The 25,963-nt window shown below is 36.4% G+C and carries 17 protein-coding genes and 1 pseudogene; 4 read left to right on the forward strand and 14 right to left on the reverse strand.

Annotated elements, in window-relative coordinates:
• Window positions 1-6: 6 nt before the first annotated feature.
• Entirely contained in the window at window positions 7-801 is a 795-nt protein-coding gene (gene istB, locus FJU10_RS11095) for an IS21-like element helper ATPase IstB (RefSeq protein WP_140965930.1), read from the forward strand.
• A 63-nt stretch (window positions 802-864) separates the two neighbouring features.
• Here istB and FJU10_RS11100 read toward each other — a convergent pair whose 3' ends face one another.
• Window positions 865-1,203 carry a type III secretion system protein PrgN gene (locus FJU10_RS11100; RefSeq protein ID WP_223273032.1) on the reverse strand — a complete coding sequence of 113 codons (339 nt, stop codon included), beginning with the start codon at window positions 1,201-1,203 and terminating at the stop codon, window positions 865-867.
• Window positions 1,204-1,476: 273 nt separating this feature from the next.
• Between FJU10_RS11100 and FJU10_RS11105 the strand changes: the two genes are divergently transcribed.
• The 3 genes from FJU10_RS11105 (at window position 1,477) to FJU10_RS11115 (ending at window position 4,605) form a co-directional block, all read left to right on the forward strand.
• On the forward strand, window positions 1,477-1,755 hold the full coding sequence (locus FJU10_RS11105) for a lactococcin 972 family bacteriocin (protein ID WP_140965931.1): 279 nt from the start codon (window positions 1,477-1,479) through the stop codon (window positions 1,753-1,755).
• 88 nt (window positions 1,756-1,843) lie between these two features.
• The gene (locus tag FJU10_RS11110; RefSeq protein ID WP_140965932.1) at window positions 1,844-3,973 is read left to right on the forward strand and encodes a hypothetical protein; all 2,130 of its coding nucleotides are present in this window, start codon (window positions 1,844-1,846) and stop codon (window positions 3,971-3,973) included.
• 2 nt (window positions 3,974-3,975) lie between these two features.
• Window positions 3,976-4,605, forward strand: a complete 630-nt coding sequence (locus FJU10_RS11115) for an ABC transporter ATP-binding protein (protein WP_140965933.1) — start codon at window positions 3,976-3,978, stop codon at window positions 4,603-4,605.
• A gap of 47 nt (window positions 4,606-4,652) precedes the next feature.
• Here FJU10_RS11115 and FJU10_RS19710 read toward each other — a convergent pair whose 3' ends face one another.
• From FJU10_RS19710 to FJU10_RS11175, 13 genes and pseudogenes are all read right to left on the reverse strand, one after another.
• Window positions 4,653-4,781, reverse strand: coding sequence for a hypothetical protein (locus FJU10_RS19710; protein WP_262984562.1), 129 nt, complete (start codon window positions 4,779-4,781; stop codon window positions 4,653-4,655).
• A 390-nt stretch (window positions 4,782-5,171) separates the two neighbouring features.
• On the reverse strand, window positions 5,172-8,366 hold the full coding sequence (locus FJU10_RS11120) for a WxL domain-containing protein (RefSeq protein ID WP_140965934.1): 3,195 nt from the start codon (window positions 8,364-8,366) through the stop codon (window positions 5,172-5,174).
• A gap of 15 nt (window positions 8,367-8,381) precedes the next feature.
• Window positions 8,382-9,440: a DUF916 and DUF3324 domain-containing protein gene (locus tag FJU10_RS11125; RefSeq protein WP_140965935.1), complete on the reverse strand. Its 1,059-nt coding sequence runs from the start codon at window positions 9,438-9,440 to the stop codon at window positions 8,382-8,384.
• A gap of 88 nt (window positions 9,441-9,528) precedes the next feature.
• Window positions 9,529-10,341, reverse strand: coding sequence for a WxL domain-containing protein (locus tag FJU10_RS11130; protein ID WP_140965936.1), 813 nt, complete (start codon window positions 10,339-10,341; stop codon window positions 9,529-9,531).
• A 38-nt stretch (window positions 10,342-10,379) separates the two neighbouring features.
• Entirely contained in the window at window positions 10,380-10,694 is a 315-nt protein-coding gene (locus tag FJU10_RS11135) for an LPXTG cell wall anchor domain-containing protein (protein WP_189372309.1), read from the reverse strand.
• 27 nt (window positions 10,695-10,721) lie between these two features.
• The gene (locus FJU10_RS11140; protein WP_140965938.1) at window positions 10,722-11,084 is read right to left on the reverse strand and encodes a DUF7006 family protein; all 363 of its coding nucleotides are present in this window, start codon (window positions 11,082-11,084) and stop codon (window positions 10,722-10,724) included.
• Window positions 11,085-11,657: 573 nt separating this feature from the next.
• A pseudogene (locus FJU10_RS11145) lies at window positions 11,658-13,195 on the reverse strand (IS1182 family transposase).
• 148 nt (window positions 13,196-13,343) lie between these two features.
• Window positions 13,344-17,861 (reverse strand): WxL domain-containing protein, encoded by a 4,518-nt coding sequence (locus tag FJU10_RS19380; RefSeq protein ID WP_223273033.1) that lies wholly within the window; start codon window positions 17,859-17,861, stop codon window positions 13,344-13,346.
• Window positions 17,862-18,000: 139 nt separating this feature from the next.
• Entirely contained in the window at window positions 18,001-18,672 is a 672-nt protein-coding gene (locus FJU10_RS11155; RefSeq protein WP_140965939.1) for an ETX/MTX2 family pore-forming toxin, read from the reverse strand.
• Window positions 18,673-19,113: 441 nt separating this feature from the next.
• Window positions 19,114-21,543, reverse strand: coding sequence for a M60 family metallopeptidase (locus tag FJU10_RS11160; RefSeq protein ID WP_223273034.1), 2,430 nt, complete (start codon window positions 21,541-21,543; stop codon window positions 19,114-19,116).
• Window positions 21,544-21,946: 403 nt separating this feature from the next.
• Window positions 21,947-23,314 carry a peptidoglycan DD-metalloendopeptidase family protein gene (locus FJU10_RS11165; protein WP_140965940.1) on the reverse strand — a complete coding sequence of 456 codons (1,368 nt, stop codon included), beginning with the start codon at window positions 23,312-23,314 and terminating at the stop codon, window positions 21,947-21,949.
• A 180-nt stretch (window positions 23,315-23,494) separates the two neighbouring features.
• Window positions 23,495-23,986 (reverse strand): hypothetical protein, encoded by a 492-nt coding sequence (locus FJU10_RS11170; protein ID WP_140965941.1) that lies wholly within the window; start codon window positions 23,984-23,986, stop codon window positions 23,495-23,497.
• A gap of 619 nt (window positions 23,987-24,605) precedes the next feature.
• On the reverse strand, window positions 24,606-25,886 hold the full coding sequence (locus tag FJU10_RS11175; protein ID WP_223273037.1) for a helix-turn-helix domain-containing protein: 1,281 nt from the start codon (window positions 25,884-25,886) through the stop codon (window positions 24,606-24,608).
• Between the last annotated feature and the right edge of the window lie 77 nt (window positions 25,887-25,963).

The following is a 25,963-nucleotide window of genomic DNA, read 5'->3' on the forward strand; positions in this document are numbered from 1 at the left end:
GGCACCATGTCACAATACCAAGAGTTACTAGATAATCTAACAACGTTAAAGCTAGATCAAATCAAAGAATATCTTCCTCGTTTTTTAGAATCTGAAAAAACAAAAGAACTGTCCACGATCGATATCCTTTATTCATTAACGGAACGAGAATTAGCGTTTAGAAAACAACGAGCGGAAAAAATGAATATCAAAACGTCCCACTTTCCCTACGAAAAACGAATGTCAGATTTTAACTTTGACTATCAGCTCAGTGTAAATAAACGGCAACTGTTAGACTTATCCAGTCTACATTTTATGGAACGACAAGAGAATATTTTATTTATCGGCAGCAGTGGTGTTGGAAAAACACATTTAGCAACGGCGATCGGCATGGAAGCTTGTCGCCAACGAATCAGTACCTATTTTATTACATGTAATGGACTGATTCAGCGATTAACAAAAGCCTATCAAGAAAACCGGCACGAAGCATTAATTAAAAATTACTGCCGATATAAACTGCTCATTATCGATGAAATTGGTTATTTACCGATTTCAGAAAGTGGCGCAAATCTCTTTTTCCAGTTAATCACCCGGAGATATGAAACCAAATCGACGATTATTACAACGAATATCCCATTATCAAAATGGGGAGCAGTATTCTCAGACCCAACATTAGCAAACGCCATATTGGACCGATTGGTCCATCACTCTCAACTAATCAAGATTACCCGGAGCTCTTATCGCATGAAGGACTATTTGCTTGATAAGGATGTCCTTCAGGCACCTACAGATGAGAAAAGCAAGAAAATCGGTAAAAACTAGCATATTCTCACCGGCAAAAAATGACATTTGAAAATCGGGATTGACATCACAGCCCCTTTTATTTCAAAAAAAATCCTTACAGGGATAAATAACATGAAAAAAGAGCAAATTGGCTCTTAAAGGGATTTTTGCCCTTTCTGCGCTCATGAGGCCTTTTAGGTAAGGTTCTTCGTAATCTAAAAGCTTATGATAAACAAAATCCATAGGCTTGATAGAAGCTAGTCCCAGGCAGTAAATAAAGTTTACTGGTAAAGAATCTACGGATTTATTTCTTGTTATCCAACTGGAAATAGTTCCTTGTTTAAAACCATAGAGGTCACAGAATGTTTCTACTGGCATAGCTAGCTGCTGAATAACGTACATATTGATGGGATGTGTATATACAAAAGTATTAATTTTCATAGTGGGAAAGCAACTTCTTGATTATATAATTGCGTTTGCATTAATATTAATCTATTAGATCAAAACATGCAATTAAGGGATTGGTTGCTCTTTTACTTCTTATTCCTTGTCTCTAAAGGATTATACCTTTTCAACAATCTCTTAATTGTATTGGGGCTTCATAAAAGCTATTTAAGATATCCTTTTACAAATTTAAACGATAAGAGTACAATTTTATTGACAACATTATTGTTGCTAATAAAAGCGCAAAAAAATGTAGACAGGAGGAAAAGTATGAAAAAGAAGTTAGCGTCAATTTTTGCAGTTGCCAGTTTCGTTGTACCTACCGTAGCATTAGCTGCTGATGTAGGGGGCGGAGAATGGCACTATGGGGTTGGTTATACAGGTACTTATGGATATTCTAACTATTATCACGAAACCAAAAAGCATAGTGCAACAGTATCATCAGATACCAAAACTGTCACTGTAACTCAAAAGAAAGTTATTTGGGCAAAAGCTAGTATCACAAAAATTCCACCTACCGGTATGAACTATTACTGGAAAACTTTTTAGTGATAACAAATAAGCCTGAAATAGACTCTGTGAGCCTGTTTCAGGCTTATTTAAATCTAAGAACTCGATGTAGGAGTGACGTCAAACCATGAAAAAAATATCATATTTCTGTTTACTAATTGTTATCACATTTTCTGCTCTTTTATTATCTAATGTTTACGAAACAAAAGATACTATACGGCTTAATGAAATTGAGATGAAAGATCCTTCTTTTCGTTTTTATGTAAAAGACTCACAAAAATCTATTCAAGAACAACTTTCTTTTTTTGAAGAACTAGCACAGAATGAACACGTTAGTATTTTCAGAACAGATGTCCGAAATAACATTATTGTTAAATCAGTGGTTTTTGATAAAAAGAGCTTTCCTTTTAATGAATTTAATTTGCCTCATACGGATTTATTTGCTGAAAAATCTGAGATTTATAAAAACTATGGATCCGTAGAAAATAATAGTTCAGCCAAAATACCTACAATTACTAAATCAAAAATACTGCTACAATCATTGGAAAATTATTATAAAGATAGTAGTGTCTCTTTGAACGGGATTTATTCTGTGGTGGGTACCGATGATTTGAATTCCGAAAAAATCATGAATCAATTAAGTGAATTTTTTGGTGTAAGTCAAGAAGATCTTCTCTCAAAACCTATACAACAAGAAGTAGGCTTAGTTAATAGAAGTCTTATGATATTTATAGCTATTATCATAAGTACATTTTTAATTTTGATAATTGTTAATATCTACACTCCGTTAATGCAGTTAAAAAGAATAGGCGTATCCAAGTTGAATGGTATTCCCAATTTAAGTATTTTTTTTGATTTCATTAAAAACTCCTTGTTAGTAATAGTTATAGCTAGTTTAGTTATAGATATCTTTTTATATTTTTATTATGATTATCACCCCTATCAATTCTTTTTGTATTTGATTTTATCCCAAATAGTCATAATTCTTTTGTTTCTACTTACAAATACTTTTACTTTTTTAACAATTAGGAATGTAACTATTTCTAAAATGCTTAAAAACTTTTTGAATTTCAAGTTCGGCGTTATGATATGCTACTTTGTAAAGTTGATGATTTCTTTTTTAGTTACAATGATTCTACTGCAAGTTTCTACTGACATTGATACTTTAATTAAACAGTACAAAATAAACGATTCCTGGCAAAAAAACGGAAATGTTTTAACGTTAGAAACATATAAATTAGTAGATGATGATTTTCAAAATTTTTTACTAAGTAATGGGAAATTCGAGGAAAAATTAGCAAATCTTTATGCTGAGTTAGAAGAAAAAACTGATGTTAATTTTATATACAGTACAGTAGTAAATCCGAACCGTAATCTTGCTGTTCCAGATCCTCATATGTATACCGAAGACGAGACCTATGAAGTGATGGAAGTAAATGATAACTATATAGAATCTTTAGATTTGTCTATAGACGGATCTTCTGTATCCTCTGGGAAAGATGATCCACGTATATTTTTTGTTCCTAAGTCATACAAAGATAACAAAAACATTGTTTATTTGTGTCAAAATATATTATTTGATAGTTTCGATTCAGAGCAGCAAGAAGCTATATCTCTAGAAGATCTATCAGTAACAATTAATTATTATGATGATAAAGATTTTGAAGTATTTTCGTATGCTGAATCAGAAAATCCGATTTTTACAAAACCTATCTTTATGACCATGAATTCAACGGATATTACCTGGTATGAAAAGATCTTGTTAGCAAATACTGGATTAAATAATCCTTTGAAACTTGAAAATACCAAAAGCAATCAGGAAGTCGTAAAAAATATTATCGATAAAGATAGCTATAAAAATCTTAATTTGAAGTTCTCCTCCATTAATTCTATTTTAGGTGATATTACTTCATCATATAAACAAAGCATTCAAATATTTAGTGTTATTTTGGTTTTCCTATTTTTATTAAGCGTATTTACCTCCGTATTTTTAGTTAATTGCATTGTCTTCAGCGATCGTAAGAAAATTGCGATTCATAAATTATTTGGTTTTAAACTTTTTGATAGATATAATACACTCTTCATTATTTTTAGCAGTATTTATCTTGTTCAATTACTTTGCGTTTTCCTTTTTTCCAAAACAATATTACTTATTCCTTATATACTTTTAACCCTGTTGATAGACGGTACGGTTATCGTTCAAGTTATCATGAGAAAAGAGAAAAATAGTCTATCTACTGTTCTGAAAGGAGAATAAAAATGATCGAGTTAAAGAATGTAAGAAAAAGTTATGGAGAGCATATTATATTTGAAAATATTAATCTTATGATTGAAGAAGGAGAAATGATCGCTATTACAGGTGAAAGTGGCTCCGGAAAATCAACTTTACTAAACATAATCGGTCTAATTGAAGATTTTGATGCTGGCGAGTATTTACTTGAAAATAAAAAAAATATCAAAATTAATTCAAAAGAATCTCAAAGAGTAATTAGAGATAAGATAAGCTACTTGTTCCAAAATTTTGCTTTAATTGATAATGAGACTGTCACAGAAAATTTAATGATTGCATTAAAGTATCATTCTAAAAATAAATCTGGAAAAAAAAGACTTATCCATGAAGCACTTTTAAATGTAGGGTTGGATGGTTATGAGAAGAAAAAGATATTTGAACTATCTGGTGGTGAACAGCAGAGAGCTGCGATCGCTAGAGCGCTTATCAAGCCTAGTAAAGTACTGCTAGCTGATGAACCCACTGGCTCGCTTGATTTCAAGAATAGAGATGAAATTCTAAATTTGTTAAAAGAGATAAATAGATCCGGTAAAACTGTTGTAATTGTCACTCATGATCCGGAAGTAGCAAATTGTTGTTCTAAAATAATAAGCATATGATTAATTAAATTAAAAAAGCTCATGTCCCCTATTATTGGGGCATGGGCTTATTCTTTTCTTTTATTTTTACTTTCTTCAATATAGAATGCCTTATTATCAATTTCTTTAGTTCTGAAACTTGCACCGCTATGATCTCTACTAGAGTTATTTAAGCCACCAAGACATGTGTCTACCATTGTTCCCCATCCTTTATGAAAGGATCTTTTCCTTGTTGTCTAAGTTCCCACGTACGAGATACTATCCTATGTCACGCTTACTTTAATTCGTCAATTAATTTCAAAGTGTTTTTAAGTTGTTGCACAGACATTTTTTCTATTTTTGATAATAGTTCTAAAGTTACTTCTTCAAATGTGTTATTCCAATTAATAATTTCATTGTTAATAAAACTTGTTGCTTGCTTCTTTAATCCATGGTTATAAAAGTAAGCTTTGTCTAAAAAAGCATGGAATTTAAAAAAGATGACCCCCGTTCAATATAGGAATCATCTTCAAGTTGTTTAATCTCTTTTTTTATTGTGTCCTTGACATGGGTACCACTTTAAGAGAGGGTTCTCTTTCCCTTTCGATTTAATTTCCAGGAACGGCACTTAATTCCCAGATCAGTGTAGTGGAATAGGTGGTGGCTTCTGGATTGGTCCTTTTTGGCACATTGAGTGCAACACTTTCTCCCGCCGTCTCTCCGTCGCCAAAACGATAAATCCACGTACCTGTTCCTTCCTTTCCTTCCGCGCGAATTAACGTCCGCTTATTTCCAGGCACCAATGTCACAGATGTGGTAGCTTGTAAGGTTGGAAACTCTCCTCCTTGTGTGGTTGCCAATTGTTGGTTTAACAGACTTAAACTAGCTCCAGTAAGTTGGTGCCCTTCTTGGCCTTCAAATTGTTCTGCTTGTGTAAGTGCTAGTTGCCAACCATTACGGTCACTTTCTGGACGACGATCACTGATCTGAACATAATTTGGTCGTTCTTCATCCTCGTTTACTGTTCCATCTTCATTCAATAATCGTTGTGGTTGAGCATAATAGACTTGATCATGAACTGAAATAGCTTGTGAACCAAAGTTGAAGGACGAAATGAAGTCAATACTTAGTTGTCCTTGGTCATCGGGTAATTCTGGTTTTTTTTCTGGATCTATTTCTACTTCAGGATCTAAAGGATCCACTGGATTTACGATAGTTGGAGCTTCAACTTCGAATGATACTTCATAATCCACTGTAAACTCCCCTTGCCCGTCGATTATTTGAGTAACGGAAATAGTGCCACTCTTATTATCACCTGTTAAGCTAGTATCATCATAATTAACCCATTCAAATTTTAATTGTTTCTTTTCTTCTTCAGTAAAATCAGTACCGTAAGAAAAGAAAGTGGTTATTAATTTATTCATTTCTTCAGCAGTCGCTTTAAATGGAATAGAAATTTTATTAGTTGTTAACTCATTTACTCGCAGCAAGTGGTAACCAGTCGATGTTATCATATAATATATAGCATCATAATCTCCTGTTTCTGAAATAATTTCTTCGTTTCTAGAAGCAACCATATTATCAGATGTAATATTTAAATCTGGAGTATCTCTTGCAAAGACTTGTGCCATCAAAACATCACCATATTGCAGAACGTCGGCTGATTTCAGTTGTTCATTCCACATATTGGTTAGAGAAACTTTTGATTGATGGACTGTATTGGTCTGCAGATCTAACATTACATTATCTACATTTCCTCTTAGTAATTGAGTTCTAATCCTATTGAATGTCCGAGTATCATTAATATTATTCAGTACTTCCCCTAATCCAGCTCTAATCACAGGAGTATTGTTTTCACTTAACAAACTAAATGATAATCCCACTTGTGTCGAATTATAATCTAGCGATCCTAGAGTATTTCCCCACACTACGTTATACGATGCTAGTATGTTACTTGTTAGATTACCAACTATAATTTTTAAAGATATCTCTTTTTTCCCAATACTATTAAAATCTAGTTCCCCATCTAATTCAACTGTGTAATCATCAATCAGGCTTTCTCCAGGAACTTTTATTACAGATTTAACGAATGAATTTATATCAAAGTGCTCAGATTCGGTTCCCAATAATACGTCAATATTAGTTGTTTCTATGTCAAGAGATTGTTCTTCATATATTGCTAGTACTTCTGTGTCAGAAGATCCCATTACCAAAGTTGTTTTTTCATCGGTTATATTTCCAATGCTACTTCCTGTTCCTGAAATAATCTCCCAACGAACAAATGAATAGCCAGTTGCAGGGTTGGCTTCTATACTGGCTTGTTCTCCTTCAAAAAAATAAATTCCAGATGCTGCAGGAGAGCCTTCTGTGTCCAGAGATGCTTCTACATCAAGAGAAAATCCGAGTGAATTAAACGGCACATCTACAACTAATGAATGATAGTTCCCAGAATTGTATAGTTCGGAATATAAAGTACCAAAATTATTGGGAGCACTAGTTTCTGATTGTACTATAGATGCATTTTCTCCAGATAAATGTGCGTCTACTCGATTCCAAGAATGCCTTTGAGAACTCGGGTCTGCATAGCTAGGTTTCCCGTCCACAAATTGATTGGGACCGATGACATTACCACCAATCATAACACGCTTACCTTGGATAAAAACGTTAGAGTCTTCAGATGTTCCAATAATTGGTATGGATGATTCTATAGTATGAGCGATTCCTCCTTTATTAATAATCAGGTTTGCAGAATTTTTTAAAGATACTATTGGGGTTACTGAGGATATTTGTGAACTTGCTACCACTTCTGTTATATACGGTGAAACTAAATCATTCCCATCCATAGTTAATGTAGCGTTATTCACTTCAATAACGGGAGCGTCTTCGTTACTTGACTGAACCCCTATTAATCTAATACCATTCAAGATTGTCACATCCCCTCCATAACTCTCTATTAAGCGGTTTGTTCGGATACCGGCCCAATTTTCTATATCTGCATAACCTTCTGCAGGTCCTTCTAGTGTTAAGTGAGAGGTAGTGCGTAAAGCTTCTACCCAGTAATGTGGTGCCACAGAATTACCTCGAGGTACTGCATACAAAATATGTACAGGTGTTGTTCGTTGATTTAGGCGTACTCCTACTAAATTAATCGCTCTTGTGTTTACTGTAATTTTAGAAACATTCGGATCATTCCAAGATGCGGCAAAATCTGTAGCGTTATCTATAGTAACTTCGGTATTTTTAGTTAAATCCATATTAGATGTCTCTTCATTTTCTTCTTTTAATTCCTCTTGTTCTACATTTGCTAATTCCTCATTAATCTCTTCTTGTTCACTGATTTCTAGATGAGCCGTCGTTTTTTCCACCGACAGTTCATACTTTCCCGCTTTTTCAACTACTATAGGAAGGACAAATGTAGTTTGCGCATGTTCTGACTGAACCATCCATTCGTTAGGCTGTGCTCCTTCCTCAACTGAGATCCCTGTTGGTAACTTTTCTTTCAGGAGCGTTGCTTCTTCTGGTAAGAATACTCGTGCTTCAGACACTTCTTGATCAGAAAAGAAGGTCACTTGAAGGGGTTCTTCTGCTGTTCCTTGCATCCGAGAACGAGTAAAGAAAAAGCGTGGATCACTGATCTGTTCGTCCTCCAGATAGTTTTTCATTGGCGGTAGTTCTACTTGTTCTTGTTCCTCAGTATCCATCGTTGTCTCTGCGTAGACCATGCCGACAGGCATGAATATAGCTTGCATGATCAAGATGGTTGCCCCTAACACAAGCATCGGTCGTCTAAATCTCGTGGTCATTTCATTCACTCCTTCTTACTGTTCTTGCTCGTTTGCTCTTGCTTTTTTCTTTTGAATCAGTAAATACAAAATGACACCAAGTAAAAGAATACCCAAGACGATTGAGCCAATCATCCACCAATTAAAACTAGAATCAATGGTCACATCCGCTCGATTCAAAGATCTAGCTTCATCTGCTTCAATTGTAAATGTCCGCTCCCATAACCACTCTTCTTCACCAGAGGTTGCTTTTAAATTCAGTACATAGTCGCCACTTTGAAAACGATCGCCTTCTAATGAGATCGGAAAATCAAAATTAGAATTAGGCGCCATCTGCATCATTTCCTCACTAGCTTCATAGAGAATCTCGTCTTCTCCTACACGTTGAACCGTTGCTTCCACCGCCATTCGGTTGACGAAAGTGGGTGTAAAGTTCTGGATCGTTGCACTAATCACATTTCGATAATTTAATTGATCCGCAAAAACATCTAACAGGTCAAGATCCGGTTGGACCGAATCCCGAGAGTTACTAACAACGACACCGACGACATAGGCAAATTCATTTTTGATTGCCACGCCTTCTTCATTGCTAGTCGTTTCTTCTTGTTCCTCTTTGACTTCCGTAATTCGTAGACCGCCAGCTAGAAATCCCTCAAATAACTCTTCAGGCATATGTAATGGAACGGTGATTGTTTTCGTTTCATTTCCCGCTAGTTCAATGACACCCGAAGGGTCGATCAATTCATCCAGTGAAAACAGTAGACTGTTATCTGGTTCTTGGGCATCTTTACCATACTCAACGACTCCATGGACATTGGTATACGCGGTATGAGGTGTTACTTGTACTTGAATTGGGTCACTACTACCATTTTGTAGTTTCAGTGCCAAGGTTTCTGTTTCTCCTGCACCCAGATTCAAATCAAAGTAACTAGTGGATCCCTCAATTTGGCTTTCAGGAAATTCCGGGGTGACATAAAAAGAGAGGGTTTCCTCCGCTTGCGTGACTGATGGAAAAAGGACCAGAAATAAAGAAAACAAAGGTAATAGCCACCAAGTGACGTTAAGAGGAAAATGAACTAAGGTTGATTGTTTCATGAGTAGTCTCCTTTCTTAGAAAAACAGCGCCACCAGTTTATTGTGACGCTGCCGAGAGTTTCGAGATAATTTGTTTACAATAGAAAAACTATACTTCTTCTTCGGGAATTGTTTCACTTGGACCATCTTCATCTGGCGTAGTTGTTAACTCCCAGGTCAAAGTAGATGTATAGGTTGTGGCATCTTTAACCGTAGATCCTGGAATCGATAATTGAATTGCACTATTTTTTACAATATCAACCTCATCATCCGCAAACTGAGCATTTAAATCAGCCTGATCACCCCAAACAACAGAAGACACTCCAGCTCCTTTGCCTTCAGACGCTGTCATTACTGAACGTGCTTCTCCATTGGGAAACAAGGCTAAACCATCGGTATGCTTACTTGGAGCATTTTCAGAATTCCCTTCATACTGGATGCGTGAATTGACAAAATGAAGTTCTGCACCAATTAATCTGTTATTTGGTGTACTAGACTGGAAATCACTTAAACTGACTTGTAGATCCCAACCATCGTTGGTTCCCCGAATATCTTGGACTTGAGCAAAACTAACGTAAGGTACTTGACCATTACCATTCGATAGATTGGCCATTTCTGCAACCATATCATATGTTTGATCTCTATTAGAGATTACTTGTGTACCAAAATTCATTGTTGCGGCTTTTACAATAGATAATGGCCCAGTTACTCCCGGCTCTTCTGGGTCAATCTCAACTTCTGGGTCGGTTTCAGGTGGAATAACTTCTACCTCTTCGCCTTCATCTTCTTCTGGATCATACGCTCTAAAAGTTGTTTCTCCCTCTGTTGTTACATTTCGAGCTTCTTCTGCAAATGCATGCACACCACCTACTAAAATGGTAGTTGACAATGCAGCGACTGTTGCTAAACGAACAAGTTTCATAAATAAGTTCCTACTTTCTTTAAATTATTTTAATATATTTAATTTCTTCTCTTTCTAACCAAGACCCCGAACAAAACAAGAAAACTAAGTCCCAACACAGAAAATATAGTATTGTTTTGCTCATTTGTTTGAGGAAGCAATCCTTCCGATTCCATATCTTCTCTGATGGGGGGGTGGGCAATGTTTTCTGGCGGGGTGGGGTCTGGCGTCCCAATCGGTTCATATACTCCAGTAAATCCTATCTGCGATTGTGTTTCTACCGATTGCGTTTGTGTTCCGTATGCAGTGGCCTCTACACCTAAAATTAATACACCTATCCCTGTCGCTAACAAGATTTTAATTATCTTTTCCATGATTCCCCCCTTAGATTTCCTCATATCCTACGCTACTTGGAATATAAGTGAACCGTTAGTTGCATCACTTAAATTATACCCACAGATTTCTTTTGTATACGTTACATAATCTGTTTCAATCCAGGAAATTATTTCTTCTGACCCGATTGTCAAATCATCATCGGTCAGCAAGTTGACCGTTTCACCTAACAATGCTAATCGGGCATCAATCCCAAGAAGTCTAGGAAATAGTTTCCAAAAAGTCTTTGGGGATACACTAGTAATTACATCTTCTATATCTGCTAGTAACTTTTTACAATAACCTTCAATTTGTGGATATTCGATGAAAAAAGGTTTAAATACTTCTAGCCAGTTATATATATATTCTTCTGTATTTAAAAACTTTCCCAATTGATCCTTCTCCTTTCTGCTCTCTCTATTTAACATTATTAAAACAATGCGCAAAGAACCAACGCACAATAATTATTATATTTATTTTATGATTTTTTATCAGGTCAAAAAACATTATTAACGACCAAATATTGAACTGATACTGCAAGTTATATAAGCGTATTTCTAGATGTATTAGATGCCAACTTTTCAGGGAGGGGTATATATGTTTTTGCTTTAACGGTGAATGTACAATTTAAGTGCAACAACAAAAAAGCCATAAACTAAATTCGGCTCTATAATTTATGGGAATGAAGAACCAGAATTGATTCTTCATTCCCATTTTCATTTTAGATATTAAAAAACATATCGTTCTCTAGGTTGATTAAATCACCACAAAATAAACAACTGAGAGGACGATATGCTGTATGAATGATTCTATCAAAAAAATGCTGAGAATAATAGAGAAAGATTTGATAATTACAGAGGGGGCGTGACATAAGTTAGTTAGTTATGTCCTCGAAAAAAACAAAATGCACGCGAAAATATTTTTATTTTCGCGTGCATTTTGTTTTTTTAGTATAATTGGTTGGTTTAATTACTTGTTTTTGCCAGTTTCATCATATTGATTGCCGTAATCAGTAAACCTGATTGCTTTCTTACATTATCTAACCCTCGAACTGTGTATCGAGTGAAGCCTAAACAAGCCTTCATAAATCCGAAGACTGTTTCTACATCGATCTTCCTGCGGCTATAAACCTTTCCGGTTTCAGGCGTAGAAAGAAGCTCATTTTGTTTGGCTTTATGATATTCCCAAGCTGGGTTCACTTTAATTTTTCTAAGATACCCCTTCGGTGTTAAAGCTTTGGGAATCACTTTTTGATTTAGTTCGATTTTTTCTGCTTGATATTCTTTAAAATCTCGAATAAATCCATCTTTATCGGTTCTTTTGCGATAGGCATGAAAATTAAATCGCACACCTTTAGGGTCGATATAGTAATCTTCCTGCTCATTGTAAGTCCAGTTCATTATTTTTTGCTCATCAGCTTTCCACTTTTTACTTTTCTCTTTTAAAAAGGTCCCGTAGGGAATAAGCGCGGTATGTTGAGGAAGTTCATCTTCTAAATAACGATAATTACTTTCTGAGCCATACCCTGCATCTGCGACAATATATCGGTGTGATTGGTTAGTCACGTTCATTTTTTCAAGTAATGGTTGTAAGGTTCTAGTGTCAGTTGGGTTTTGAAAAACATCATATCCTAAAACAAATTGATTACAAGTAGCGATTTGTAAATTGTAGGCTGGCTTTAATTGACCATTCATCATATGATCTTCTTTCACGCGCATGAAAGTAGCGTCATGATCGGTCTTTGAGTAACTATTTCTGGCACCATAAATAGAAAACTGATCTTGGTGTTCAATCAGCTTCTCTCGTTTTTCAGTTAAATTGCGTACTTGACTTTTTAGCGTTCGGCGCTGTTTTTTTGCGGGATTAGGTGAAATTCGTTTCGTTGACTGGACTTCTTTTTCAATTTCCTCCAATCTCATTTCCATTCGTGTCAACAGCTCATCTACCATGTCTAGTGTAAGGAAAGTCCCTTCGGGAATCTCTTTTACTGCATAAGCTTCTTTTAATTCCGTCATCAATAAAAGGAGTTTTTCACGATTCATCTGATCAAAACGGATCGTGTTTTTCTTCCAGACAAAGCTGTATTTATTCGCATCGGCTAGAATTTTCGTGCCATCGATAAACAACGCATCATCAATCAGATTGCGCGCGCGAAGATACTCGGTCAGATATTCGTCAATTCCTGCACATCATTGGACACGCAGAAACGGGCAATCGTTCGATAAGAAGGGACAAGTTCTTGAGTCAACCAACGGGCATATAAATTTTCTTCAGCCAAGCGCTCAATCTTGCGACTGGTGAAGGTTTCTCTCGTATAGGCAAACAGAACCAGCTTCATCATTGCACCTAGATCATACTCTCTAGGGCGTCCAAAAAGATACGGCTCATTGATTTGAAGAGATTCCACTAATTCATTGATGAAAACAGCGACGTGATTTTCTTTGGGAGAAAATGAAGTTGATAAGTCCAAAGGGAGTTGATCCATGTTATAATAGGTATGCATATTTTTAGTCCTTTCAGGATTAAATGTTTGAAGCACAGGGTGCCACCTGTGCTTCTTTTATTTTAACTAAAAAAGTGCATGAAATGAGCGGTTTTTCGTCATTTCATGCACTTTTTTGTTAGGGACTTATATCACAGCCCCTTTTTGTTTAATTGCCAGGAATGGCACTTAACTCCCAAATTAGGGTAGAAGAATAGGTGGCGGCTTCTGGATTCGCCCCTCTTGGGACATCCAGTGCAACACTTTCACCTGCCGTCTCTCCATCGCCAAAACGATAGATCCATGTCCCTGTTCCTTCGCTCCCTTGTGCTTGGAGAAGCGTTCGTTGATTCCCGGGAACTAAGGTAACAGGTGCAGATTGGAGTCCAGGTGCTTCGCCTCCTTGTGCGGTAATGACTTGTTGGTTTGATAAACTCAACCTAGCACCATTAAGTACTTGATTTTCTGCCCCTTTGAATTGTTCTTTTTGGGTGACCGCTAGTGTCCACCCGTTGCGATCGTTTTCCGAACGTCGATCACTGATTTGAACATAGTTTGGACGTTCTTCAGACTCATTTATTGTGCCATCTTCATTTAGTAAACGTTGTGGTTGAGCATAATAGGTTTGGTCATGAACCGAAATGGCTTGTGAACCAAAGTTAAAAGAAGAAACAAAATCAATACTTAGTTGTCCTTGATCCTCTGGTAATTCTGGTTTGTTTTCTGGATCCACTTCTATTTCTGGATCCAACGGATCGACCGGTGAGATCGGTCCTAGATCCCCAACGGTTAGTATCGTAGCCGATTCAAACGTGACATCGTGAAAGATTAATTCAGTGGATGGATTGATATTTCCGCGAGTATTATTTGTTTCTGGAGGATTAACAACTCCTGCAGCTACAGCTGACCCTTCTGCATCTCGTAGAAAGACTTGTATTTCATCATCGATTTCTAAAGAAACTTCACTTAAGTCTAATGAAAACCTACCATCCGCATCTACCGAGACAGATTCAGTATTGAGTGGTTCCCCATTGTGTGTAGCTGTTACTTCAGCATCTAGATTATCCGTTATCCCTTGGATCGTAGTACTATCTTGCGAAATGGTTGACGAAGAAAATTGTGCTGGTGTTGGTGGAATGATTGGAAAAACCTCAACGGTTTCCGTTAAAATCTGGTGTTCGAACCCATCCGTAAGTTCGCCACTGGTTAGTTCAACTTTACTGATTCGAACTTTTGATCCAGCTTCTAATGGTTCATCCAAATCGATTTCAAAGAGTCCGCCACGCGGCTCTTCGCCATAGATGCTGATTCCTGGCGCTTCATTCGTATCACCAACCGTTTTAGCCGTATATTCTTGTGTCGTTTCTCCCGACGGGGATTCTACTTCTACGGTAACAATTGCTTCATCATCCCAAGCAGGACGACTATCATCTAGCCCTACTGGAAGACTCACTCGCCCATGAATTTTCTTATCGGCATTTGTTGGAACTCTGAGTTCATCTGCGATTGCCCATCGCCCATTATTTGAGCTAATACGAGTATAGGGTAGTAGGCCTGTGGTGCCAAGAGTATCAGTATTTAATTGATCTGGATCACTGCTGCTAACTAACGTATTATAGTTGATTCCACGAAATGAATAATCCAGTTTTCTAAAGTTTGAAAAAGGATCACCCAATAAATCAGAATTATTCTCCCATAGGGATAAATCACTATTAATTCCAGTAAAAGTAGAATTAGCATTAGAAACACCAAAGACTTGACCGCCACCTGTACGATAATTCGTAAAGTCTAAAAATAGCGGGTTATCAAATGTGACATGAACCAGTCTACCTACAAACACACCAGAACTATTACCTGCGGTATTACCAGTAGCCACAAAGTAACCTTGATTTTCAACAGTAACACTCCCATCAAACACGGCACCGGTGGTCGACATAGTCACCGCAGCGCCATAATTTGCTTGAATATCTATTCGAGAACCTGGATCTCTCACAATAAAATCATTGTTAGAAATAAGGGTCGGATCAGATTCATAGTTCCGAAAACCAACACCAGCATTAGCATTATTGGCTGTGCTATCATTAGGGATACCATTGCCTTCATTCACTATGTTTAAACTACCACCGTTCTCAACAAGTAACTCATTGTCCCCACCTAGAATATTTAAAGCTCCTCGGACCATTTGTCTATCTCTTTTATCTATAGACAACCTTGAATGGTTTATAGTGAACTGTCCCTTAGTTGAGCCTCTCCTTTCAAAAGTTAGTACACCAAATCTACTTCTGTGATCACTAATAGTAGTGAAGCTTGTTGCAACAGTATTAGTGATATCTATCTCTGAGTTATTATCAAAAATAACTTCTTGACCTGCAAAATACATTGCTTGGTCCGAATTTATTTTTGAATTATTGCTTATACTTGTTTTCATTAAATCCCCTGTAAAGCCTATTGATACAGAAGTTCCGCTTAATAAATCTATCTGGCTATTACTAATTAAATTATTCCCATTGTTGCCCAAAGTTCTCAAACCTGTATTCCTTAGCGTTTCTATATCAATTTTACTATCAAGAATACGTAAATCAGAATTGATTCCATTTAGGTATAATCCTCGACGAGATCCAGATAGTATTTCAATATTTAGTTCAGCGTCATTAAATATTGCTTTAGGATCAACACCTCGTAAATGAATAGCATTATTTTCTGTATCTGACGCAGCGCCTGTTCCACTGGTTGTTGTGACAGATACCTTAGATTCACCGGTAACCGAAAGCTCCGGGCGTGCATTGTTATTCCCAATTTGGATATTTTCTAACGCTCCAGTCCCTGCACCTATAATTGATAGTTCACTCTTATTACTCAATGAAAGCAATGCATCTGTTCCTTCTAAGATCATTCCTTGCGTAGCACCGGTATCAGTCACAAGTAACTGACTATTATCTAACTTTACTTGTGGCGTTTTTCCCTGTAAATAAACCCCTCGTCCGGTCGAGGCATTCATAATCATCTCCGTGCTAGCTAGTGATAGTAATGGGTTGGCACCGATCAAATTGATTCGTTGACCAGTAGTGCTTATAATATTTATATTTGATGAATCCAAAACTAGTCTTGGTGATTCTCCAGCAATATTTAGCGCTGCTTGTGTCGCAGAGACAACAGATAGATTAGAGTTATTAACCTCTAGCTGCGCATTGTCTCCAACTAAATGAATTCCTCTTTTTGTCAACGTGGTTCTAACTGTAAACAAACTATCTTGATGAACAGTAATCTTAGGAAATATGCCAGAAAGGACAACCGCGTTGTTGGTTGTGTCTGTTGGGGTTGTTGCAGTAGCTGGTCCTATTGTACTTACTGACAAACCCCCGTTTTGAAGAGCTATTTCGGGATTTTCTCCTCTTAGATCAATCGTATTCGCCACGCCTGCGGTGGTTGTGATCGTAACTGTTGCTCCCTGTTCTACCGTAAGCTTTGGATCCGCCACTGTGGCAGAAGAAAAGAAGACTGTCGCATTCCCTCGACTAATCGTGACTTCAGCTTGGTTGGTTGCTGAGACTTCTTTTGCTTCGATGAATGTTTGTGTAGAAGTTGTACGTGTAAAGTTTGATACACCACCTGTAAAGTGAACGCTTCCTTCAGGAAGAGAGGCTAATCGCATGGTGTTCGCATTCACTTCAGTTATATCTTCCAATTCAACGGTCCAATTTTTACTACTTTCTACCGTCGCGTTGATTAATGGTGTAACACCAACTTTTGTCAGTGTCGCATTTTCAAGTCGAATGGTGCTTGCTTGTGTTACTTCTTCTAGTTGGAAGTAAAACCCATTGATACCAAAAGTCAATGTATACCCATTACCTTGGATAAGTAACGGACGATCCACAGTTAATACGTTTGCGGTAGCCTCTGTCAAATTGGCTTGAACAGAAATGATCCCAATATCAGGATTGCCAACTGCTTCTCTGAATTCTTCCATCGTAGCGACTTCTGCTGTTTCTCCATCAAAGACGGTCGGTTCAACCAGTTGTGACGCCTCAACGGTCTCTTCTTCATTAGTTTGTTGCTCTTGCGGAGCTTCTGATACAGGCTCACGTACTTCTTCTGCAGGTTGCTCATTCTCTTCTTCTATTCCATTTTCTTCTTTTAATTCCTCTTGTCCTGATTCATCCTCATCGGACGATTCTGTTTCTTCGACTGGGACTTCATCACTCGTCTCTTCTTTCTCACTGATCTCTAGATGAGCCGTCGTTTCTTCCACCGACAGTTCATAGTTTCCCACCTGTTCAACTACTAAAGGAAGGACAAATGTATTTTGCGCACGCTTTGACTGAACGATCCATTCGTTAGGCTGTGCTCCTTCTTCAACTGAGATCCCTGTTGGTAATTGATCTTTCAAGAGCGTTGCTTCTTCTGGTAAGAATACTCGTGCTTCAGACACTTCTTGATCAGAAAAGAAGGTCACTTGAAAGGGCTCTTCTGCCGTTCCTTGCATCCGAGAACGAGTGAAGAAAAAGCGCGGATCACTGATCTGTTCTTCCTCCAGATAGTTTTTCATTAGTGGTAGTTCCACTAGTTCTTGTTCCTCAGTGTCCATCGTTGTCTCTGCGTAGACCATGCCGACAGGCATAAATACAGCTTGCATGATCAAGATGGTCGTCCCTAACACAAGCATTGGTCGTCTAAATCTCGTGGTCATTTCATTCACTCCTTCTTACTGTTCTTGGTTTCTTTTGACATATAAAAATTTATCCTTCAGTCCCCAATGACCAAGGGATTTGTCAATTCATACTAAAATGTTTTTCTATACAGTTAATATGCCCCTGTGCAAACTTAATCTAATTTGTAGTTTTAGATGATATGCCACCCCTAGTGGTTTTCTGCACCATAAATGGAGCTCTAACATCTGTAATAGTCATTACTAATTCTGTTCCGAACTCTGCTTCATACTGAGCAACTCCCCATTTTCGGATGGCTGCATTGTCATTATATCGTTCCCAATTTTGTCTTGCCCCCCATATATACGGAGAGTTTGTTATTGAGGAGAAAAACCTATCATAATTACGAATGCTATCCCTCAACGTGAGCCCATATCTTGTTCCATTATTTGAATTCATTTTGAATGGAATCGTTGCTTTTACATAACTTGTAAGATCTGTGGTTCCTCTAGCAACTCCTATGTTCAATATCCAGTCAACTCTATATTTATGACCAGCTGGAACTGTAATATTTTGGGAGGGAACAACCCACTGTTTTGTTTCCGTAGATTCTACTGACTTGTTATAACTGAAATCATATTTAACATTCAAAGACATTGAACCAGATACAAAAGGAAATTTCATTTCCGCAGTTGTAGTCATTGATGTTCCTGTTGAATGCGATGCTTTTGTAGTAACTTTATCTGTTTGAGTGTATGAAAAACTTGCAGTACTCATCACTTGTCCAATCCCTGTATTATTATGAAGTGTTGCATTGTGTGCTGCAAGTGTCTTTCCATCTTTTAGAGTCATATCATTGTTTACCCTAGCAAACGGTCTATCTTGATACGCCCACGGACTTAAAGAAGTCCAGTTATTACTGTTAGGTAATATTTCAGATTCTTTAATCTAATTATTCAAAAAATAATTGTAATAAAGATTGTAGGAAAGATCTCCAAGTTCTCTTTTCAAACAATCTGTAATATCGGTACTAACTCTGGAAAAATTGTTTAGTGGTCGTTCATCTGATTCAATCTTGCTTACTTCAATTTGTGAATTTAAACTATATGCGTCAACAGTATCCTTTGAGAAATCGGTGTCAGCAAATACTTCAGTTGTATTAATTAGCACGTGGAATAGTAAACAAATAACAACAAATTGTAAATGGTCACGGTAACCGGTAAGTGAGGTCTCTAACCGGAGATCCATTAAATGGGTGCTTACAAGCAGTTTATTTTAGCTTTAGATAGAACTCTAATTAAATTCTTTTTCAGAAACTATATAATTTCCACTAGAATGCCTTATCTGGATACTGTATATTCCACCCAGAGAGGCACTTTTAGATGTAGTAAAAGTCTGTCCATTCAAGTGACCATAATATGGAGATCCATTAGCTATCTCTGCCATATATTTGCTATCTTCTAATATAACAACTCTATAGTTTTTATATAATTCATTTGAAAATGTAATAGCTACTTTGTTGTTTCTAAATTCTAATTTTGTTACTATCAACTCTAAAAATAATTGTTGTGCGTAATCAAGTCTTCTATTTAACCTCGTTTTTTCTTTATCCACTTGTAAGAGACTGATTCTTGAACGAAGTATGTCAAGTTTATCTTGAGTGACACCTTCTGCCAACTGATCGTCTCCGTTGAAAACACTCTCGATATCTTTTTCCAATAACAATGTTTCTTTATCAACTTCATTTACAGTATATGACTTATGAGGCAAACGAAATTGGATAGAAAATTTCGTTTGCTCTTCTTGCTGGACAACTCTTAGAGTATTTCCAGTCAAAAAACTATAATATGGAATTCCATTTGCGATTTCTGCAATATATTTATCTGATCCCAAAATAACAACTTTATTGTACTCTTTAAATTTAGAATTATTAAACTCTACAATCAAATCTCCTTTTTCATTTAGTGATACTTTTTTAACTAATGATTCTAGATAGCGTTCTTCTAATAGTTCCAATAGATCAAAGAGATTTTCTTTGATCTCATTATCCGTGATTTCATTTATTTTGCTCCTGAGCTCATCTATCTTGGATTGAGTAATAATCTCACTAAGATTATTTTCTGAATTTAAATATCCTAGAATTTCTCTATTCAGTGCTTCTGCCTGAATAGAGCTTTTATAAAGACTAAACGTGCCTTCTGGATTTCTAACCTCTATTCGAATGATGTCAGTAGGAAAAAGAGTTATGTTTGTTCGCCAAACATTATTATTTAAACTGCTATAATATGGTTTTTTATCTGTTAATTCTGAAATATACTTATTATTTTTTAGTAAAACAATTTTTTGTCCCTGAAATATGTCCGTTTCAAAATTCGTTAAACTAATATCGATTTTAGATTCGGAAAGATCGACCTCATCAATAAATCTCATTGGTAATTTTTTAGTTTGTTTATTATCATTTAACCAAACTTTTTCTGGTAAAGTAAGAAATTCCCTTGTTCTTTCCCTAGTAATTTCTGAGATACTAAATCCCCATTCTTCAAAATAGGGAACCATGTTGTATCCTGTGACCTTAGAAACATTTATGACAAAATTCTGAATTTTTTCGGAGTTCGTACCATAGGATAGTTTATTTTCTCGATAATATTGATGTAAAACAGGGTAAAAAAGTTCCCCAAATGTATTGCCTAATTGTCCAAACATTACCATTTTCAAATTGTTGTTTTGTACTTCAAAGTCTTTATTATTTGATGCTAAATAACTGTGCATTTGAGCATAATATTGGTCCAGAGCAGTGACACTTCCTGTTATCTCTTTTTGTGCTGCCATCGAGTATACATTCACAGTAGCTTCCACTACTGATCTCCACGTCCAAGATGATTGCTGTCTTTGATGACCACTCTCATGCCATATTCCCCATCCGTTGTTCGTTTTCAAGAGTCTAGATAGAGCTGCATCTCCACTAAATCCCATATATTCATGCGTTGCAAACATATACAGCCTTGATACTTCTATAAAATGTTGAAAATGAAGATCAACTTTATTCTCTGATCTACCGTTCATGGTAATTCCTGATACCCTATCTTGTGCCAACAAAAATTTATCGTAGTATTCCATTAATTGCTTAGGATCTTGAATATTCTTTTTTGCTTGTTCATAGCTTACCGTAATAATCGCTTTATTACTTATTAATTGAACATCTTTTGCATTTGTGTATCCATCCATTTGAGATTTAAATTCTTGATTACTTGTTGTATTCAAATCAAAATAAGGCATCTCGCCTGTTGCACCCGAAATCGTCAAAGTAGAACTACCCTTATCATTAGGATTAGTTATATAAATAGCGCCTTCATTTTCGGCAATTATTACATTCTCACCTTGCTTTAAGGAGTATTTTTTTTGGGTGTTTCTTTCAGGTGTTCCAATAACCAACTCTAATGAATCCTGTCCGATTAATTCGATATTTAAAGTATCACCAGACATTGCATATAGCCCGCTTGGCTCTAGACTAGAATATCTATATGATCTTAGCTGACGAATTCTTTCTTTTTCGGTATTCCCCCTACCAATAAACTCTTTAACTATTCTTCCCGCCCGTTCTTCATCTTTACTCTCTACCAATGATTCTTCATTTTCAATAGCATCTTGTGTTTCCGCGTAGGATTCTCTCATTACACCAAGAAAACAGAAGACCATAGTACAAACTATTGCTAATTTTTTCATATTTACCTCCCTCTCGACTCGCTTCGCTTTTTGAGTCATATAGTAATGAAAACAGATGTCTATCTCCGTTGTAATATAGGTAAGAGGCACATTACAAGTCACCTAGATGTACTGTAAAAAAACTCTCTTACTTATACTAATATATTAACAAGTGGCAGAACGCCCTGTAACCCTAACTAATCTTTGTTTAATAGGATGGATTGAATAACCAAATAACCAAGAAAGTCGTTTAGTCTGTCTGTTGTGTCGTTAGTAAATGCCGTTTTTTTGTCTACCATCGTCACAACATAGGTTGGCGAGTTGACGCCACATTATCAGAAGAAACGCTCTTCAACTTCTACCAGTCAGATTCTGTCATTGAAAGACTGGTTGTTAAAATGCACATACTACTTTTTTGTTGTACTTAATCAGACAAGATAGTCATTGGATCGATCAATTGATCCTGTGCCAAGCTTGGCGATAAACTCACTTCAAAATGTAAGTGAGGACCGGTACTGTTTCCGGTACTGCCCATGGAAGCAATGATTTCGCCTTGCTCAACGGTTTGACCAACGGTCACTAAGTTTTGGTTGTTGTGGGCATAAAGTGTTGTTAGCCCGTTCTCGTGTTCAATGGCAACGTAATTGCCCCATGATGCATGGTATTCAGATCGAATCACGGTTCCTGCAAGGCTAGCGAAAATTGGTGTGCCTAGTGGTGCCGCAAAATCAACGCCTCGATGAAATCCTCCCCCACGTGGACCAAAGGACGAGGAGACGACCGGATTAGCCACAGGGTGGATCATTTTGTCAGTGCCTTCTGGTAATTCAGCTTTTTCTTTGTCATAGCTAGTCAATGCGTAGGCTTCAATTAGGGCGTTTAGCTTCTCGCCATATTGTGTGTCCGTCGCATATCGGCCGGTTAAAAATTCTGTTGCGTCTTCATAGGATTTTGTTTCTGACTTCCAGGTACCTTTATAAAAGTCATTATCATGCGCTAACCCTTCTTTTAAAAGCTTCGCATAATCTTTGAAGGTCGCTTCGTAATCTTCATACTGACGGAACGTAGCATCGATCGTATACAGATTCCCTGATCCATCATCCTCTTGCGTTTTGAAGGTAACGCTCTTTCCTTCATACGTCCCCTTGATCCCAAATAGGTTATGGTAAGGGCCTTGGCTTAGCTTACTTTGACCGCTGGCAGATTCAAGAATCGCTTGGGCGATCATAACCGAGCCGTAGAGGTCTTCTTCTAAACCGATTTTTCGTGCAGCTTCGCCAATTTCTTTAATGAAATCCCACGTTTCCTTGACCGGAGTGATTTCAATGGCCGTGGATTGATTGGCTTCAGCTGGCGTGCTTTCTGCTAGCTCTGGTAAAGTTGAACGTTGATTTTCAACGGGCGCTGGCTGCACGGTCTCCGGCGTTGCGTCCTGATTCGTTGATTGATCCGGCTTTGGTGATGGTGCTGGTTTTGTTTCTTCTTTTGGTGGCTCCACTGTTGCCGGATTTTCTGGTTTCGGCGCAGGTTTTGGTTCTTCTGGCGTTTCTTCAGGAACTTCCGGCACAACAGGAACTTCTTCAACAGGTGGGTTCACAGGTTCGGTTGGTGTTTCTTCAGGTGTTTCACTTGGTTGTGCCTCCTGGTCTTCAGGAGTAGCCGGTGCTTGTTCTTCGGTTGGTGTTGATTCTGTTGCATCCTCTGGACCAACAAGTGCAGCTGAAGCTGGGATAGTTGTTAAAAACTGGCTACAGACCAGTGCAAGTGCGATCCATTTTTTTGATTGTTTCACTAAATATCCTCCTTCTTCCTAATTAGTTGGTCGAATAGAACGTAATAGACTTCACGCTTATACCCGGTATTAGGTAAATACAATTTCACTTGATTACGACGGTGAATCCGGAAATATATTTATGGGGTAGTGACCTCATTTGCCAGATTAGTTTATTAACTAGCCCTGTTTATAAACTGCTTACTCTTTGAGAAGACCTATATTTGCTCTAGCTATTCTGTTTTCGAACCAAAGAGTATCGTAATAACTCGCAGTGACTGTAAATGTAGCGAATTTTTCTAATTCTTCTTTTGATAAATTGGCTGTTAAATCTACCAATGTACTAGTAACCTGTGTCATTTCATCGAAAACTTTTACATTGCCCCGGCTAAAACCAATTAAGGTAGCTTTCCTAATGATGTGAAAACCTGGGTTAATCCAATCAACTTCTGCTTTGAAGCTGAGAACCCCTGATTCATAGACCACTGAAGGTACGTTAAACATACTATAATTATGAACAATTGCTGTATAATTATCTTCATTGATATCTAAAGGATCGGTATCAAATCTACTGACATACTTCTGTGAAACCATGTCATAATCCAGACTATCTGCATACACTGTGTTATTACAATTCATGGTGAAGGATAACAAAGAGGCTGTTAAAATGGGGATATAAAATAAATTTTTCATGAATTTAATCATCCTTTCTCAGCTTGCATCAAAGTACACCACTGCATGAACACAGCGGAAATACCTTTGACGTTTTTCCTTTAAATAAATTATGAAAGCAACCCAACATATTACAAATTACAGACATACAAAAACTTTTACAATTTCTTATTTGTCAACTTTCCAGTTAGATTAGAATTCCTGTGAAAAATACCGATTAATACAGTCCTCTATCCTAAACCGCCAACAATAAACCTTATAGGCCCAATTTTCCTCCCCTCCTTTTTTAATCATAATTTATGTTTAATATCCCATCAGTTCAAAAATATAAAATACATTGCTTTTTTGAACTGATAGAATAGTTCATATGTGCAGACAGAACGTGTTAACAGTAAAACGAGGGATGTACGGAACTCTGAAACGGCAAAAAAAGTGAGCCAGAATGAGGTTCATTCTGACCCAGATTTGATTTTGCACAACTTATCAGTCCTTATTGACAAAGAGCTACAAAAACCAGTTAAGTACTCTGCCTAACTGGTTATGACGAAATTTTCAGCTATATATCTATCTACCAGCACTAAATGTCGAAGAGCAGTTTATATAAAAAATTTTCAGCAAAACAAATATCATAAATACAGCTTTACATATCAGTATTAAAGTATTGTTTTAGTATCTCTTCTCCCTCTAATATTATGCCTGAGTAGTTCTTCTTATATACTTCAGTTATTATATCTGTTATATTTTCTATATCAAACTCAGAAATGTGATGTGAAAGTATATAAATCTCCTTAAAAGCAATGCCTATAGATTTATAATTATATATGTTGGTAATAAATAAATCGGATTCAGAAATCCCATTCGTATTATATAGTTTATCAGCGGAATCTATTAGCAAGAAGTTCATGTTTCCTGGGAGCAATTTTTCAAGCTTATTTTGTACATATATTGAGAACTGAAAATCAAAATCAATATATATTGTAATATTGATTTTTGCAAAAAGAGAATAGAAATTATCTAATAAACTTATGGAGTGTGTTGTCAAGACAAAGAAGAAAAAATCAAAATAGGGAAATAACTCTTCACTGAAACAATGAACAAAAATCTTCTTAGTTAATATTTTGTAAGAATCCAAAAAGAAGTCATTGGACTTATAAAAAGCAGAATAATGATTGTTAAGGGAATTTATAATGTTTTTAGGCTTTAAAAAACCAAAAAGAAGCTCATATAGTTCTTTAGAAATAGTGAATCGTTCGTTATCTGTTAGCTCAATTTTAAAGATCTTACTGAAAAGAAATAGGAACTGTTCAATTCCTGTTCGCTCAAAAATTTTCTTTTGTTTATTTTTAGATAGCATCGGGGTGCTATTGAAAGTTTTATTGTTAGTAAATAAAGAAAATGTTCTAATCCAAAAATCTAATTCTGATTTTGAATCTATTTTATTTAAATGAGTGAATTTTGTTGGCAGTGAGTTAAGTATATTAATCAGAAATGTTATTTTTGGAGCGTTTCTTATTACCAGAGGATGATTGTTTTTTTCTCTTTCATAAGCCACTGCAGAAAATAATGTGAAATTTAAACGATCCTGAATAGTTGGTTTATTTCTAAAAATGGTAGAAACTAATGTATAAAATTGCTCAAGCTGATATATTAATTTTTTTTTAAAAGGGAGATCAATTAAGTTATATTTAGCCGTGAAATAAAGTATAAAAAAATATCTGATATTATTTTCATCCCCTTCAAATCTCAATGGCCTTGCTTTTATGATAATATCATATTGCTCAAAAAATAAATTCATTTGTTTTATAGATCTTTTCACTGTTGATTCACTCACATGCAGAGCATTAGCCAAAGAAATATAACTTTCGTATTGCTCAAAAAAAATATATTCAACTATAGAACACTCTAAACTTGCTGCTAGTATTTTAGAAACACAAAATCATATGATCCGTTTTGAGGAATACTTAAATGGACCATATGATTTTTAGGAAACACCTTACA

This window comes from Enterococcus sp. OL5 (assembly GCF_006491895.1).
Taxonomy (GTDB): domain Bacteria; phylum Bacillota; class Bacilli; order Lactobacillales; family Enterococcaceae; genus Enterococcus_D; species Enterococcus_D innesii.

Coding starts and splice junctions, on each gene's coding strand:
- istB (WP_140965930.1), top strand. CDS start 7: ATGTCACAATACCAAGAGTTACTAGATAATCTAACAACGTTAAAGCTA.
- FJU10_RS11100 (WP_223273032.1), bottom strand. CDS start 1,203: ATGAAAATTAATACTTTTGTATATACACATCCCATCAATATGTACGTT.
- FJU10_RS11105 (WP_140965931.1), top strand. CDS start 1,477: ATGAAAAAGAAGTTAGCGTCAATTTTTGCAGTTGCCAGTTTCGTTGTA.
- FJU10_RS11110 (WP_140965932.1), top strand. CDS start 1,844: ATGAAAAAAATATCATATTTCTGTTTACTAATTGTTATCACATTTTCT.
- FJU10_RS11115 (WP_140965933.1), top strand. CDS start 3,976: ATGATCGAGTTAAAGAATGTAAGAAAAAGTTATGGAGAGCATATTATA.
- FJU10_RS19710 (WP_262984562.1), bottom strand. CDS start 4,781: ATGGTAGACACATGTCTTGGTGGCTTAAATAACTCTAGTAGAGATCAT.
- FJU10_RS11120 (WP_140965934.1), bottom strand. CDS start 8,366: ATGACCACGAGATTTAGACGACCGATGCTTGTGTTAGGGGCAACCATC.
- FJU10_RS11125 (WP_140965935.1), bottom strand. CDS start 9,440: ATGAAACAATCAACCTTAGTTCATTTTCCTCTTAACGTCACTTGGTGG.
- FJU10_RS11130 (WP_140965936.1), bottom strand. CDS start 10,341: ATGAAACTTGTTCGTTTAGCAACAGTCGCTGCATTGTCAACTACCATT.
- FJU10_RS11135 (WP_189372309.1), bottom strand. CDS start 10,694: ATGGAAAAGATAATTAAAATCTTGTTAGCGACAGGGATAGGTGTATTA.
- FJU10_RS19380 (WP_223273033.1), bottom strand. CDS start 17,861: ATGACCACGAGATTTAGACGACCAATGCTTGTGTTAGGGACGACCATC.
- FJU10_RS11155 (WP_140965939.1), bottom strand. CDS start 18,672: ATGACTCTAAAAGATGGAAAGACACTTGCAGCACACAATGCAACACTT.
- FJU10_RS11160 (WP_223273034.1), bottom strand. CDS start 21,543: ATGAAAAAATTAGCAATAGTTTGTACTATGGTCTTCTGTTTTCTTGGT.
- FJU10_RS11170 (WP_140965941.1), bottom strand. CDS start 23,986: ATGAAAAATTTATTTTATATCCCCATTTTAACAGCCTCTTTGTTATCC.